Source organism: Streptomyces sp. NBC_00341, assembly GCF_041435055.1.
Classification (GTDB): Bacteria; Actinomycetota; Actinomycetes; order Streptomycetales; family Streptomycetaceae; genus Streptomyces.
This window is the reverse complement of record NZ_CP108004.1, coordinates 1-14,393: the sequence shown is the minus strand read 5'-3', so window position 1 is coordinate 14,393 and position 14,393 is coordinate 1. Positions and strand designations below refer to the sequence as shown.

Below are 14,393 nucleotides of genomic sequence, written 5' to 3'. Positions count from 1 at the left end.
TCTCCCTCGGTCGTTGCCAGGGCCTGACAGCACCTTACGGAACGGCACCGACAAACCCGACGCCCCACTAATCGCGGGCCAGTTGGCAGTGCCGCTCGATACAGCACGGCACCGACAACCTTCATGCAGGTCAGAGCTCTGAGAGAAATGTCGCCCAGGTAGTCCCACGTACGGTGAACTCGTGCCGGGAGGTAGCAAAAACGCGCCCTTCGGCACAGCAACGACGCGCGTCGTCCCAGTTCACGGTCTACTTGCTCAGGCAGCCGAACTTGATGTGGGCCAAGGCGGTGATGTCGTCCACGACCTGGCCGTCCGCGTACTTCATCTCGGAGACGAAGCGGAGCAGCTTCGCCGATCTTGCCGCCGACCTGCAGCTTGATCGCCGTGCCCTTCTCGGCGCGCCCGTTTCCGCAACAGCGGAAGTTGAAGAAGACGTTCCTGAAGATGGCGTCCTTGCTGCGTTCGACAGCTACGTGACGGTGACGACGTGCTTCTCGTTCCCCCGGCCGCCGAACTCGAGCAAGCGACGGGTTGGACCAACTTGCCGAACTTGACCTCGACATCCAGCACGTCCACCTTCATCGTCCGGCTACTTACGCTTCCACCACCGGCGCCGGGATCGGCGTTCCCTTGTTGCTCCATACCGACGACCCGATCAGCTACTGGCTTGCCGACATTGCCGGGCTCCTGTAGTGCCGCACCAGGGCCTATCGCCAGTGACGCTTTTGCTCGTTCCCACCCGCGTGGACGTAACCGGCTGTCCGACTGCGAACGCGCGGTTGCCCAGCAGGTTGCTTGACGGGTTGCCCAACAGGTTGCGTGTCGTCAGAGGCCCGGTTCGCGGGTGGGCTGCGGCGCCTGGGTTCCTGTCAGGTGTTGAGGACGGTGTAGAGGAGGGCGAGGACGGTGGTCGCGGTGACCATGGACGTGCCGAGGGCGGGGTCCTTGTAGGCGAGGCGTCCGATGCAGAGCCCGGTCAGGGTGAGCAGGGCCAGGACGGTGAAGAGGTAGTGGGTCATGGTGAGCCTCCATCGGTGTGTGCAGGTCCCCGGTCAGTGGTGCGGGTATCGGCCAGGACGTGCCGGGGCGGCGGTACGTCCTGGCCAATTTCCCTGCTGGGCGGGGTGGTTGGCTCTAGAGTTGCGGGGCTTCCCGCTGGTGGGCGACTGCGCCAGTGGGGCGTCTTTTTGGTCCGGACCGTGGTGGCTGAGGGCACCGCGGTGGTGGGGGTGCACACCAGCGGCTGACCGGTCCTGCGCCCCGTGAAGGGGGAGCACCTGTGGCACACGGCCAGGACGGCGGCGGGGACGGCGGCGGGGACGGTCTTCCGGCTCGCCGGGAGGCACGCGAGGAGAGGGACCGGCTGAAGGCCGAGTTCGGCAGCCGGCTGCGCGCCCTGCTGACGCTGACGGGGCTGAGCTCGCGTGAGTTCGCCCAGCGCTATCCCGCGTACAAGGACTCCACGGTCCGCAAGTACACCCTGGGCACCAACCTGCCCGCCTGGGACTTCCTCCACGACCTGCTCACCGAAGTCACCCGCCGCACCGACGACCCCGCCGGCCCGCAGCGCAGGACCGAGCTGTTCACCGCCTACCGCCAGGTCCTGGTGGACACCGGCGCCGACGTCCGGGGCAGCGACCAGAACTCCCTCCTGTTGCGTCTCCTGGACGGCGAGGAGGCGCTTGCCCGGCTTGTGGAGGAGCTGGCCGGGGTCCGTGCGCGGGAGAACCAGCTGCGTACGGACCTGGAGGAGGAGATCCGCCGTGCCTGGCCTCCGGTGGGCCCGGACGGTGAGGACAGGCAGCACCAGCTCGAGGAGGAGGGCCTGCTCCTGGCGGAGCGTCGCAACGAGCTCGTCCACCGCCGCGGCGAGCTGGTTGCCGAGCTGGACGACTGCCGTGTGCGTCTGGCCGTACTCGAGGAGGCCGACGGGGCGGGCGCACTGGTCCCGGTGTCATCCGGGAGTGGTGCCGCTCTGCACCACGTGACGCCGCCTCCCATGCCGTCCGGTCCGCCCGGACTTTCCCCGGAGGCGAGGCCGGTGCGCCGGCGTGCTGTTGTGCTGATCGGCGGTGCGCTGGCTGTCGTGCTGCTGGCTGGCGGGGGCGCTGCGATCGGGGTCTGGGCGACCAACGGGCGCGACACGGCCGGCGGGACCGCGTCACCCTCCGGGACACCCGCCTCTTCCGCTTCCTCGCCGCCGCCCGCCGCCTCCTCGCCGACGCCGACGCCGACGCCGACGCCGACGCCGACGGACACGGTGCAGACGCCCTCGGCCTCCGTTGACCCCGAGCCGTCGTTCTCACCACCCTCGGGGCGGACCTGGTCTCTCGTTCGTGACCTCGCGCCGCTGGACGACGACGATCCCGAGAAGTACGAAACCGGCAAGGTGCGTGTCAACGCCCGGGGCTACCCCACAACCCTGCAGGAATCCGACGCAAGCGCCACCTGGCAACTCGACTACAAGTACACCTCGCTCGTCACCCGCCTCGGCGTGTCCGACGAGACCGTCTCCGGGCACTCCATCGTTTTCACCATCATGGTCGATGACAAGAAGAAGCGGGAGATCACCATGGGGCCCGGCCAAGACACAGAGAGCATGACCATCGACCTGCGCGACGCCTTCCGCGTCACCCTCAGCGTGAAACAACCCACCATCGGTGGTTTCACGTCGGCAGTCGGTGCGTGGATCGACCCCGTCCTCACCAAGTAGAAGAGCACCAGCAGCCGACCACCTTCCGTTCCGGTGCGGGCATCAGCGCGGCCAGCGCCTGGCGCAGGTCCCCGATGTGTTCCGCCTGCGTGGCGAGCTGCGCCCGCAGATGCTCGACCTGTGCCTCCGCGAGTTCGCGGCCGTGTCGCTCCTCGGCCAGCGCCAGGGCGTGCGCGTGCTCCAGCTCGGTGACGTCCTGGTGCTCGCCGTCCCCGGGCGGGGACGGCGAGGCATCCGGGCCGGCCGGTGCGTCCAGCCGGAATCCGGCGGCCAGCAGATCCTCCACCGGAACCATCCACCCGCGCTTTGGGTCCTGGACCGCGCCGGGCAGATCACCGTCCCCGCGGCGGCGGCGGATCGTCGTGCGGCTCACACCGCACGCGGTGGCGGCCTCGCGCTGGGTCAGCACCGGACGCGTACTCATGCGCCCATCCCCTCCCGGGCCGCCCGTTCCACTGCCACGCTGCCACGCCTGAGTCCCACACAGGGTTTCCGGCGCGAACGGGCAGGTCGGGCGCGTGGCTGCCACGCGTGAGCACCGATCAGGGCACGTCGCCCTCCCGCACCCACGGCCCGTCAGAACGGCTGATGGCCGGCGGCGTAGGGGGTCTTTGGACCGGTTTTGCCTGGGCTTGGTGCGGGCCAAGATGTCGCGGAGGACATCGATTCAGGTGGTTCCTCTGTGGGCCTGTCACCTGTTGCGGGGGGTGCGTCGTTTCGTGCTGCGGTTCTTGCGCCGGGGGTTGTGGGCGGGAGGGCGGGTCGGGGTGGTGTCAGCCGGCTGCGTGGTCAGGGCGGCGAGCGTGAGCGCGGCCAGGTCGATCCAGTTCTCGGGGAGCCCGAGCTCGAGGAGTGTCACTCCGAGTGCCATCAGGGCGATGCCCATGACGGGCTTGCTGCGGAGGAGGAGAGGGGCACGGTCGTTGGAACGCTTGTGCATGGCAACTTCCTTCCGGCCAGTTTTGCGGAACGGGTGGAAGACCAGACTGGGTTGGTGTTCTGATGGCCGTTTCTGGCCGTTCACGCTCCGGGTATGTCCGCGCAGGTCACGGCCTTGAAATCGGACGGACTCACAGGACACCCGGACAGATCCGACCCCTTTACGAAGGCAGTGTCAGTGCATGACGAAGACCAGCCGACCCGTCGGCTGCATGCCCGGCGTTCCCCGCCCGACGGGGACACCCCTGAGGCGAACGAGCTCGCGGAGTGGCTACGTGCCCGCGTGGGTGGTCGGTCCTTACGGCAGCTGGAAGGCCTTTTCCGCAGTCTCCCCGGCCCTGTTACCGGCCCCGGCCGCACCCACTGGAACGAACTCCTCAACGGCCGCAAGCTGATTTACCCGACGCTGCTGGACGAGATCGTCAAGAAGCTGGTTCCCCTGCGGGAGCAGCGGATTTACCTGAAGCGCGGGCATGAACTGCTGAGAGCGGCCCAGGACGCGGCTCGTCTGGCGGCCAGGTCGTCCGACGCGACCTCGGGCATGCCGGGTGATTACGTGACGAGCATGAACGACCCCCTCCAGGGCCGGAGGAGAGTACAGGCGACGGAACAGGGCATCGACGGCTTCATCCGCGTCGTCCTTCTTGTGACGACCGAGCTGAGCCAGGAATGCAAGGACCTGAGAGACGAACGGGACCGGGTACTCCTGCGGTTGCAGGAGGTGGAAACGACAGTCAATGAGCAGCGCGCGGCCGAAAACAGGAAACGCGAGGCCGAGAACCAGCGGCTCCTTGATGACGTCATGGAGCGCTTGGCCGAGAGCGAGCAGCAGCGCGCGGAGTTCGAAGAGAGGCTGAACTGCGCCGTCCAGAAGAAGCAGGAAGCCGAAGTCCTGCGGGCCGAGGCGTCCAGGCAGCTCACCAGAGGGGACGCCTCCCAGGGCCCCGGCAGTGAGGATCCCGGATTTCTGCCAGCGCCGCGGCCGCCGGAGTACAAGGATTTTCTCGAGCTTGCCGACGCCCAGCTCGATATCTACACCGCCGAACTGGACGCTGCCCGCGAGCAGATCGCCGGCTCCCTGCCGCCCGCCCCGCCGGGGGTGCGGATCGTCTTCGGTGAGGTGGTGCCCGACCTGTCCACGGACAGTGCGGACACCACCCCTCCGGCCAGCGCTGACCCCGTCCCCGGCCTGTCCGCGGACAGGCCGGTCAACGATTCCGCTACTCGCACGAAAGGCTTTGCTGTCATGCCCGGAAACACCGGCAGCCCCGGCCGCGGCAACGTTCCTCCGACGGGCGGGACCGCGCGCCGGAACGGCGCCGGCCTGCGTACAGCGTTGGTCGGCGCCGCGTGCCTTGCTCTCCTGGCCGGAGGCGGCTTGCTCGCCTGGGACCAGCTCAAGGAAAACAGCACAAAAGGCAGTTCAGGGGCGCCCGGCCCCAGCGTAAAAAGCAGTTCAGGAACACCCGGCCCCTCGGCCTCACCTAGCCCCGAAAAGGAAGATGATTCCCTGAACGTACTCAACGAGGTGATTAAAGGTGAAGGGAGTTTCGTAATTGGAGTAAAAGACAATCAGCCCGGGTTGAGTGTGTACGATGGCAGGGAATGGCAAGGCGCCGAGATTGAGTTTGCTAAACTCATCGCAAAAGGAATAGGAGTACCTGACGGCAAAGTTAAATTCGAGCCCGTTGGAACCGGTAGGCGCGAAATGAAGCTAAATTCCGGGGCCGTGCAAATGTTTATTGGGAGTTACGGAATGCGCGGAAGGGGGGATGAGGTCGACTTCGTCGGACCTTACTACCAGACTGAGCAGAAAATCATGATGCGGAAAGCGAACGGAAAGAACGCCGTCGAGTTCAGGAATACATTCGGGGAGCAGTCCTCGAAAACAATTCTTTCCATCGACGAGTTGAAAGAAGACGGGGGGTCTGATGTTCCTATCTGTACGGCGAGAGAATCTAGCTCCGAAAAGTACCTAAAGGGGGCTGGGTTCAACGGAGTGCTCCCCGTTGTCGATTACTCGGAGTGCATGAGCGGCCTGTTGGAAAAGGATGCGAGTGGAACATATAAATACGACGGAGTCACCTCGGATGAAGTGATTCTGGAAGGCTTGCAAAGGGCGCATCCGGATGAACTCGAGATCGTTCGAGATGGATTCGACCGCCCGGAGATGTATGGAATTGGGCTAAAGAAGAACAGCCCTGCCTTGAAGGCAAGGGTTTGTGAAGCAATGAAAGCAGTAGGAAAGGCAGGGGTGAGGAGCCTGTATGGAGAAATCTCAGGTGCCCCGGGAGCATTGAATATCCCCGACTCGGAATGTTTTTAAGAATTACTTTTCGAGAGAGCCCCCGATACCCGACGCCACCATGCGAACAGATCAGCGAACCCTCTCGCCCTCCACAGCCCAGGGCTTCGGCGTAGCCAGCTGCGTCAGGTTCCTACCAAAAGGCCAGGTAGAGCAGGGCCCGACGCAGAACAGGCCGGACGGACGGGCAGAGCGCACCAACCGTCCCGGGCCTCATCTGTATTACCCCACCGAGGGTCTATGCCGTGGCGCGGTTGGCGATCCACTCCCGCAGTGGCCAGCCATCGGCCGTGAGGTGCTGCACCAGGAGGTCCGCAGCGCGCTCGGGGCTGATCCCGGCGGTGGTGGGCCACACGCTGAGCTGGGCGACGTGGTCCGCGCTCAGGTTCCACCGGTCGTCCCTGGCCTGGGTGGTGCTGTCGGCGCGCATTCCCAAATTTGGGAACGAGGTCTGCCCGGCCGGACCGGACTCGATGCTGGCCGGGAGTTGGCGGGGTGCGAACAGCGGTTCCAGCTCCAGCCGTTCTGGCTCCGTGCCGGTGCGCAGGAAGTCACCGAGGTTGGCGACTACGTCGGCGGTTACCCGGCCTGCTGGCCGTGACGGCGCAGCTCGGCGTACCAGTGGGCGACCGGCTCGTGTCCCTGCGCCTCGGCGACGTCGAGCAGGGCGCGGACGCGCGAGTCCGGGGCCGGCCGCTCGCACGCCTCGGAGATCTCCGTGGCCAGCGGCCACTCGCCGATCTCGCGGTAGGCGGCGGACTCGCTGAGACCATCCCATTCGTCCGCAGACCGGTCACGGGGCGGCGGCGGGGGAGGGACGTCTTGTCGGGTGGGGCTTGGGTGTTCAGGTGGGACCCGGCGGCCAGCAGATCCTTCACTGGGATCAGCCACCCGCAGTGCGGGTCCTCGACCGCACCAGGCAGGGCGCCGGCCTCACGGCGGCGGATGGTCGCGCGGCTGACACGACACGCGGTTCGACGGAAGCACGCAGCGCCTATAGCGGTTTGTAATGAGGCTGATCTACAATCTCCGTCATCTGACGGCTACGCCCTCCGTCCGTGCGATGGAGGTTTAGGTGCTCAGCCGACCGCCCCGTGTCAGTTCCGGCCCAACTGCCAGCAGTCCACAAGGGCTTGACCGGGCGGCTCTGGTCCCGGATAGTGGTGCACGGCCCTGGCGTGCCCGCAGGGGTTCATGAAACTGCACCACCAGTCTGTCCGCAGACAACGAGCTCTCGTCTTTTCATCTGACGGGGGCTTTTTTTGTGCCCGCATCAATGAGTAGGCCCTGGTTTCCCGCCGGGGCCTTTTTTCGTTCCCGCAGTCCGCCAGAGCACAAGGGGTGCAGCACCAGCTGCATGCCCGTCGTCCTGCCCCGAGGGGGAATCTATGTCTACGACAGTTCCGCAGCCGCCCGTTCCGCCTGCCCCACCCGCTGTGCCGGCGGCGCGTTCCACCGCCACGTGGGTGGTGGCTGTCCTTGCCGTGCTCGGCGCGGTGGTTTTCATGGGGCTGTGCGGCGTTGCCGCCGTCATCGCCTGGCTGCGGCCCGGCGCCGCGACCCCCATCACGGTGATGGCGGCCGTGATGAGCCCCATAGGCACGCTGGTCACCCCGTTCATCACGATGGCCCTGATGAGCCGTCGGCGGTGAGCGTCAGCCCCGCAACCGCAGCGGCCAAGTCGACGCCAGCATCCCGGGCCCCCAAAGGCTCTATGCGTCTCTTCCCCTGGTCGTACGTCACCGGCATGACGTACGACCAGGAGCACGCCGCCATCTGCCATGCCTGCAGCACATGCGGGGGAACCAGGGGTTTTTTTGGTCTTTGCCCAGCTCGCACGCGTGACACCGGGCCACGTGTGGCAACGGTGTCCGCGACGTCGAGGGAGCCGGGGGTTGCGGAACTAGCCCTCGCCTCCTGGATTGTGCGGTCATCGCCTCGGCCAGGAAGGCCGGCCCGGGGCCTGAACTCGGAGGCTCGCCCTGGTCTTCGTGAAGCGCCTCGCACGATCTGTGACCTGCGCCACGGTCGCACGGCATCACATTTTGCCTTCAGCGCCCCATTACTAATTCACGGCAAGCCGCTGTGAGGCCCGCCCGTACCTGTGATCAGCGCTCCATCCAAGTCCTGCTCGGCCAGTGGAAGACCAGGTCAGGCATTGAATGGGGCGTTTCCTATGTCCATGCTGAGCGGGCTTGCGCTGCTTGCTGGCCCTTCGCTCACCGTCCTTTCGGTACCCGCCCCGCCCCGGCCCGCCCGTTGCGGGGCGCTGCTGTCTCCGCATCCAGCCCGAACCCAAGGGGCGCACCACCAGCTGCTCCCGTCATTCAACCCAGGGGGAATCCATGACCACGCCCGTTCCGCAGCCGCCCACCACCACGTCCGTCCCGCCCGCAGGCTCGTCGCCCTCGACCGCTCCGTGGGTCGTGGCCGTCCTGGCCGTCCTCATCACGTTGTTGGTCATGGGGCTGTGCGTCGGCGTCGGCCTCATCGCCTGGCTGCGCCCCGGCGCCGCGACTCCGATCACGGTGATGGCAACCATGATGGCCGCCGCGGGCACGGTGGCCGCTCCGTTCGTCTCCATGGCCCTGATGGGCCGTCGACGGTGATCACCGATCGGGCCGGGCACGGGCAGGCGGATCGCAGGCGGTGGCCCCCTTGACCCCCGTGGTTGTGCCGGGCCGCCAAGGGGGCGTCGTCCTCAAGTTCCGCGGCCCCGGTACGGCGAGGACGTCCCCGGCCGGGGACTCCGGGCTCGTTTTCGCCCTGCGGTATGAGTTCTCATTCGTGTTGCGGGTCTCCGGCCTGCGATGCAGTAGGTGCCCGAGAGACGTCCCGGGCGCAGCGGACCGCATCGGCCCGCCCGACCGGCTCCAGCACCGCGCCCCGGCCTTCTCCTCGGAAGCCGCATCTCCGCGGTGCACCGGGAGGCCGGCCGGACAGGCGGTGCCTGCCCAGTACGTCAGTTGGTTCCGTACCGTCCCCATCGCACCTGCTGGGCGGAGGGTGTGCGAGCAAACAGGGAAATGGTTATTTCGCATTTCATATGCGTAATTCGCATTTTCTGGATAAGGTGTGCTCATGGTGATGAGTACTGAGGAAACGCTGAGGGTGACGGTGGCCGCGATCGCGCACCGTACCGGTGAGCAGCAGTCGGTCCTGGCCGGTGCGTTGGGGCTGACGCAGGGCCAGATCAGCCGCAGACAGCGGGGGATCGCGTCGTGGACGCTGACGGACTGCGACCGCCTCGCCGCCCACTGGGGGATGCCCGTGCTCGATCTCCTCGCGGGCCCCACCCACGCCCTGACGAAGCTGCCCGCGGACCGCATCGCGACCGGCGGACAACAGACCCTCGTGCCCCTCGACATCCCGACACCGACACCGACACCCGTGCGCGCCCCGGCCCCTGCTCCGGCCGCGACCCCGCCCTCGGCCCCCTCGGAGCCGGCGCCCGTCGCCCCGCCGGCCCCGAAGCGGGTGGCGCCGCCCGCGGGCCCGCTCGCGGATCGTGTCCGCAGGCGCGTCGAGGACGAGCTGGCCGCGCACGACGGGGACCTGGCCGCCGCGCGGGCCGCACTCATCAAGTCGGCGGTCCCGGACGTGATGGCGCTGTTCGCCGCTTCCCGGGTCGGTGGCCGCTACGAACACAGCGAGTTCCCGCCCACCGCCGACATCCTCACGAAGGCCCGCCAGAAGGGTGCGGACCAGGTCTGGGAGGCCCGCCCGAAATGGCGCTCGGAGGAGCTGCACCGCGCCGCACGCGGCGGGCACGTCCGCCTGGAGGTGACGGCCCTGGACATGAACGCCGCCTACCTGTCCGCACTCAAGACGTGGTTGCCGATCGGGAAGTTGGTGCGCTCCGAGGGCGACCGCCACGACGCGAAGCGCTCCGGTGTCCACCGGGTCACTCCGGCCGTCTGGGAGCAGCCGGACCTGCCCTCACCGCTCGGCGCGCGGAAGGAGCAGGGGGATCTGTGGGTCACGGAACCCACGCTCCGGCTGCTCCTGCGCTGCGCGAAACTCGGCCTCTGTGAGGCCCCGGTCATTCACGAATCGTGGACATCCGGCGCCTCGGAAGGGCTGTTGGAGAAAATGCGCCGAGCGCTCGCGGAAGTCCGCAAGGAAGCCATTTCCAACAATGACGAACTGGCCCTGGAATACGTAAAATCCATGTATTCTAAGTTCGTGTCCACTATCGGAGAAAGCAGCGCGAACCGGGAAATCCGGCGCCCCGACTGGATGCACATCATCCGCTCCCAGGCATTCGCGAACCTGTGGCTGAAAGCGCATAAAGCACACACGTCAGGACTGACGGTCGTTCAAATGTCGGGCACCGACGAACTGCACGTCGCCGGAGACTGGCAGCAGGTATTCCCAGAAGGCCGCGACCTGACCCAGGTCAAGGCGAAAACCATCTACACACTGGGAGAGTAGACCATGGCCGGGGCAACCGACCTGTGGGGCGAGTGGCAGCGACACGGCGCTCAGGGCATGAGCGGCGCCCAGGCGCTCGCGAACGAGCTGGACCGCATCGCACGGGAAGGCGGCATCGCCTCACCCGTCACGACCAACCGCGGACTCTCCGCCCGTCTCCGCTACCTCAACAGCCGGCCCGGCCGCGAAGTCCTCGCCGCACACGGCATCAGCACCCGCCTGCTGCGCTCCTGGGAACGCGGGGCCCGCCCCAGCGCCCCCAAGCTGGACGCCATCGACCGGGCCTACCAGGAGCGCCGCAGGGACAACGTGGTGCGCTCAGGGGCGCTCAAGCGGCTCCTCGACAACGACGGCCGCGGCCGCCGGATCGAGATCTACCCCGTGGACCAGACGGCCGTGGGCGAGAAGTACCGCCGCCCGGACATCAGCGAGCGCTCCGTGCAGGCCCGGTACGTCTGGGACGACATGGTCGATGCCTGGGCCGAGGGCGACCTCGACACCCTCGACGAGATCTGGGACGACATCATCACCGACCTTGACTCCGACTACGCCGCATACGCATACGTCGGCTCCATCGGAATCGGCGCCTGAACGCACGCAGACCACACCAGCCCCACCCGACACGAAAACACCCGCAGGCATCCGGACGATCGTCGCTGCCATCGCTGGTGTTGCTGGTGTCGTCCGGGGAGTCTCCCGGGCGGGCCGGTGACCCACCGGCCCGGAGATCCCGGCGTGCTCCTGGTGGTCGTCGGCGTACGTCACCTTGAGGAGTCACCTTCCCGTACCCCCACGTTCCGGTGTTCGTCCCGGGCAGCACCGTCGCCCCGCGATCGCACCCCAGGCGCGGGGTGACGCCGGGACTTGGCGGTCTTGGGGCCCAGGGGTGGCCAGGTGCAGACGCACGTGAGCGGCGGTCCGTACGCTGGGTACGAACCGCCGCCCACATGTGATGCTCGTCACGTTGATGGGAGGTGGTGCCGCTAAACGCCGCCTCCGTGAGTCCGTCCAGGCTGCGAAGCGGGCTCGGAGACCAGAGTGCGGGTTGAGGAATTTAAATTCCCGGTTCTCGGACGCTCCCGGACGCCTCCGGACGGTTCCGGACGGATCTGGACGGCTTCGCTGCCGTGAGCGGCCCTTTTCGAGTTCCTGTCATCTGTCCGCCGGACACCCTGAGCGCCTCTTCGGACGGCAATGCGTCCTGCCTCCCGATGCGGTCACACGCTTTGCCCGGCAGTTCCCCTATGTCCTGTCAGGAGTGTTCCGTGGCAACGGTGTTGACGCCTATTGGGGACGTCGACGCAAGTGAGAAAACCGACTTGGAACCGTCAGTCCGCGTGAGGCAATCTGAAAGCAGGACGCCAACGCTGGCGCCCTGGGGGCCCGCTAACCCCCTGCTTCACCTCCGTCCAGGCTTGAAGATCAGCAGGAGTGTGGTTCATGTCGTCTTTGTGGCTTTTTGTCCCGGGATTCGGCTGGGTGGTCCAGCCCGTCCCGATGCCGGTGCCCCTGGCTCCGGCGCCCGTACCTCAGGGATGCGTCGTCGGGGCCAAGGCGACCCAGGGGTTCGGCTTCCGCCGGGCCCTGCGCTGGGTTCGCAAGATCGTGATCACCGTGGTTCTCGTCCTCACCACGGCCGCTCTCGCGTGGATGTGGCACGCCGGGCACGGGGCCGAGATCGCGGGCGAGCTGTTGGTGGCAGTCCTCATCGTCGCCGTCACCGCCATGTACAAGGGTGTCAAGCAGCTCTTCCGCTCCGGGGGTGAGCTCGCATGGCGATAACCCGTCGCTTCCCCGTCCTTGAGGACGTTCTGGAGACCGCGGACCTCAGTAAGCACACCGTGGCCGAGGCTCTGCGTGCGTGGATCGAGTACATGAATACGAGAGGGGGGGACGAAAAGCGGATCGGTGTACGCGACATCGCGGACGCAGCCGGTCTGCCCTCGTCCCGCGTGAGCGACGTGCTCACAGGGCGGCGAGTACCGAGGCGTGACGAGCTGGACATGATCTGTCTGGCCCTCGGCATGGGGAAAGACTCCCGCGTAAAGCTCCAGGGCCTTCGCCTCCATGAAGCGTCCCAGCGATCGCGCTCTTCCCTCGCGGATGAGGCCTACACCTTCGTACGGACCAGGAACGGCGAGACCGTCGTCCCGAGCCCCAGGATGATGACCGCATCGGAGGCGCGCCAGTATCAGCAGTCTGTGCAGCCGGTGCCGGCGTTCGGGCAGCCCGATCCGATTCGGGTGTCGAGCGTCAAGGAGATGGTGCTGGCGCTCAAGGCTGTGCATGTCTGGGGCGGTTCCCCGTCCCTGCGGGAGCTGGAGCGGCGTAGCAAGTCGGCTCTGCGGCGCAGCACGATCAGCGACATGCTGCGAGGCGAGTCCCTGCCGGACTACGAGCGGTACGTCGCGTTCCTGCGGGCGTGCGGCGTCGACGGTCCCAGCCTCGACACGTGGGTGTTCGTCTGGCGGCGGCTGAGGGCGCTGGAGAACCCGAAGGTCGCTCCCTGGCTGCCTGGCGCCACGGCGTTCTGAGGCCGGCTGCTGCCGGGCCGGACCGGCGAGGGATGATTGCCGGTCCGGCGGCTTCCATCATGCTGTGGCATCCGCCCTGCCTCCGCAGCGTGCGGACAAGGCGTCTGACGACAAGACACCCGGTTTACTCGGTCGTGGCACTACCGATTTCAATGCTGGGCTGAGGCGGGGTTCATGCGGTCGAGTAGGGGACGCCGTGCGGGTTGCGGGGCTAACCCTTGCCTCCCTCATGGTGCGGTCACCGTCCGGCCGGGACGGACCGGCCCACTGTCAGGAGACCTCTGCCATGTCCTCGCTCGTCCTGCTCGTCGTCGTGCTCCTGGTCCTCGTCGCCGTCATGTTCGTCGCCGGTCTCATCTACCTCGCATACCGCCACCCGGCATGGCGCGCCCCACTGACGGTCGGTCTCGTCGGCGCCACCCTCCTGGCGACCGTGGTCGTCCCGATCGCCGTCCGGTGACGCCCCACCCGCCGGGCACGGTGGCCGGCGGGTGGGGCGCGGGGCGGGTGGTGAGTGGAACTCACCACCCGCCCCGCCACTCACGACTGCATGGTGAGTGGCGGGGCGGGGGTCTTGAGCTGCTTGCTCGCGTCGCTGGCGCTCAGCGGTCCGGGGAGCGTCGTCCGGCCCCCGGGACTCGTTGGTGCCAGGGTGGCCGCAGATGCAGCCGGGGTAAGGCGCTCGCCGCACTCGCTCAGATCAGCGCTGGGCACCGTCCCGGCCGCGGTCGCCGTGTACGTCTGCGGCCCCGCCGGTACGTCACCAGATTGACGTACCGGCGACGAGCGACGAGCGCGCAAGCGAAATCCGCATACGGCATCTGAAATCAAAAGAGGCGCCCACCGCATAACTGGCTTGCACCCCATTTGCGTTGTTCTCCCAGCCGATCAATGGACCGTGGACGCGTCCGCTGCGGGAACCTGAATCCTCGCTGTACACGGGCTCCTGGCCGTGTTGGTAGCGGGGAATGGAGGTGGTTTCGCAGGTATAGATTCCCTCCCCGCAGAAGGCTTTTCAGCATTCGCCTTAGTGGAATTGACGTGTCGTCATCAGGGTTTATATCCCTCCCCATGGGTCAAGTTGGTGTAGACCACTTGGCGGTTGGTCAGGAAGGGGTGCCGGCACCTCAGGGGGAGGGCCGGCCTCGGGCCGGTGCCCTTGACGGATGGTCAGGGATGGGAGCATACTGTAACGGAAGCGGCCGAGGGACGGAAGCCGCGGGGGACTGGCAACGAGGACCAGGACCACGAAGAGCACATCGAAAAACAGGGTCTGAACTGCACAAATAGCCGGACCGGCCACCCTCTCTCGTAGCCAGCCCAGGGCCGGCCGGAGGCCGGACCCACGGGCCGAAGGCCCGAAATCGTCACCGAAGGTGATGATGCCTCAGGGCGCCGAAGGCACCCCAGGGTGCGGAGCACCCTGCAGCTTGACGGCCCGTAGGGCCGTCGCGTCGTGTCTCCGGGC

General features: G+C 67.1%; 15 protein-coding genes. 10 read left to right on the top strand and 5 right to left on the bottom strand.

The window, feature by feature from the left end:
• The first annotated feature begins 290 nt into the window (after nt 1-290).
• Entirely contained in the window at nt 291-554 is a 264-nt protein-coding gene (locus tag OG892_RS39655; RefSeq protein WP_371631843.1) for a hypothetical protein, read from the top strand.
• 315 nt (nt 555-869) lie between these two features.
• On the opposite strand, the gene OG892_RS39650 is transcribed toward OG892_RS39655, so the two are convergent.
• Nucleotides 870-1,019, bottom strand: coding sequence for a hypothetical protein (locus OG892_RS39650; RefSeq protein WP_371631842.1), 150 nt, complete (start codon nt 1,017-1,019; stop codon nt 870-872).
• 260 nt (nt 1,020-1,279) lie between these two features.
• On the opposite strand from OG892_RS39650, the gene OG892_RS39645 reads away from it, so the two are divergent.
• Complete coding sequence (locus OG892_RS39645) at nt 1,280-2,713, top strand: NPCBM/NEW2 domain-containing protein (protein WP_371631841.1); 1,434 nt, start codon at nt 1,280-1,282, stop codon at nt 2,711-2,713.
• Here the strand turns inward: OG892_RS39645 and OG892_RS39640 are convergent.
• A complete protein-coding gene (locus tag OG892_RS39640; protein WP_371631840.1) occupies nt 2,703-3,137 on the bottom strand; it encodes a helix-turn-helix transcriptional regulator in 435 nt (144 codons plus the stop codon). The genes OG892_RS39645 and OG892_RS39640 overlap by 11 nt on opposite strands.
• A 267-nt stretch (nt 3,138-3,404) precedes the next feature.
• Nucleotides 3,405-3,653, bottom strand: coding sequence for a hypothetical protein (locus OG892_RS39635; protein ID WP_371631839.1), 249 nt, complete (start codon nt 3,651-3,653; stop codon nt 3,405-3,407).
• Nucleotides 3,654-3,746: 93 nt separating this feature from the next.
• Between OG892_RS39635 and OG892_RS39630 the strand changes: the two genes are divergently transcribed.
• Nucleotides 3,747-5,978, top strand: coding sequence for a transporter substrate-binding domain-containing protein (locus tag OG892_RS39630; RefSeq protein WP_371631838.1), 2,232 nt, complete (start codon nt 3,747-3,749; stop codon nt 5,976-5,978).
• A gap of 217 nt (nt 5,979-6,195) precedes the next feature.
• Here the strand turns inward: OG892_RS39630 and OG892_RS39625 are convergent, their stop codons facing one another.
• Both OG892_RS39625 and OG892_RS39620 read right to left on the bottom strand, forming a co-directional pair.
• Nucleotides 6,196-6,387, bottom strand: a complete 192-nt coding sequence (locus OG892_RS39625; RefSeq protein ID WP_371631837.1) for a hypothetical protein — start codon at nt 6,385-6,387, stop codon at nt 6,196-6,198.
• Between the two features lie 149 nt (nt 6,388-6,536).
• The gene (locus tag OG892_RS39620; RefSeq protein WP_371631836.1) at nt 6,537-6,848 is read right to left on the bottom strand and encodes a hypothetical protein; all 312 of its coding nucleotides are present in this window, start codon (nt 6,846-6,848) and stop codon (nt 6,537-6,539) included.
• Nucleotides 6,849-7,423: 575 nt separating this feature from the next.
• On the opposite strand from OG892_RS39620, the gene OG892_RS39615 reads away from it, so the two are divergent.
• From OG892_RS39615 to OG892_RS39585, 7 genes are all read left to right on the top strand, one after another.
• On the top strand, nt 7,424-7,609 hold the full coding sequence (locus OG892_RS39615) for a hypothetical protein (protein WP_371631835.1): 186 nt from the start codon (nt 7,424-7,426) through the stop codon (nt 7,607-7,609).
• A 693-nt stretch (nt 7,610-8,302) separates the two neighbouring features.
• Nucleotides 8,303-8,566 (top strand): hypothetical protein, encoded by a 264-nt coding sequence (locus OG892_RS39610; protein ID WP_371631834.1) that lies wholly within the window; start codon nt 8,303-8,305, stop codon nt 8,564-8,566.
• A 478-nt stretch (nt 8,567-9,044) separates the two neighbouring features.
• Nucleotides 9,045-10,391: an acyltransferase gene (locus OG892_RS39605; RefSeq protein WP_371631833.1), complete on the top strand. Its 1,347-nt coding sequence runs from the start codon at nt 9,045-9,047 to the stop codon at nt 10,389-10,391.
• A gap of 3 nt (nt 10,392-10,394) precedes the next feature.
• Nucleotides 10,395-10,982: a hypothetical protein gene (locus OG892_RS39600; protein ID WP_371631832.1), complete on the top strand. Its 588-nt coding sequence runs from the start codon at nt 10,395-10,397 to the stop codon at nt 10,980-10,982.
• A gap of 849 nt (nt 10,983-11,831) precedes the next feature.
• Nucleotides 11,832-12,173: a hypothetical protein gene (locus OG892_RS39595; RefSeq protein WP_371631831.1), complete on the top strand. Its 342-nt coding sequence runs from the start codon at nt 11,832-11,834 to the stop codon at nt 12,171-12,173.
• Nucleotides 12,164-12,925 (top strand): hypothetical protein, encoded by a 762-nt coding sequence (locus OG892_RS39590; protein ID WP_371631830.1) that lies wholly within the window; start codon nt 12,164-12,166, stop codon nt 12,923-12,925. Before OG892_RS39595 ends, OG892_RS39590 begins: the two co-directional genes overlap by 10 nt.
• Before the next feature lie 286 nt (nt 12,926-13,211).
• Nucleotides 13,212-13,385: a hypothetical protein gene (locus OG892_RS39585; protein ID WP_371631829.1), complete on the top strand. Its 174-nt coding sequence runs from the start codon at nt 13,212-13,214 to the stop codon at nt 13,383-13,385.
• Nucleotides 13,386-14,393 lie beyond the last annotated feature (1,008 nt).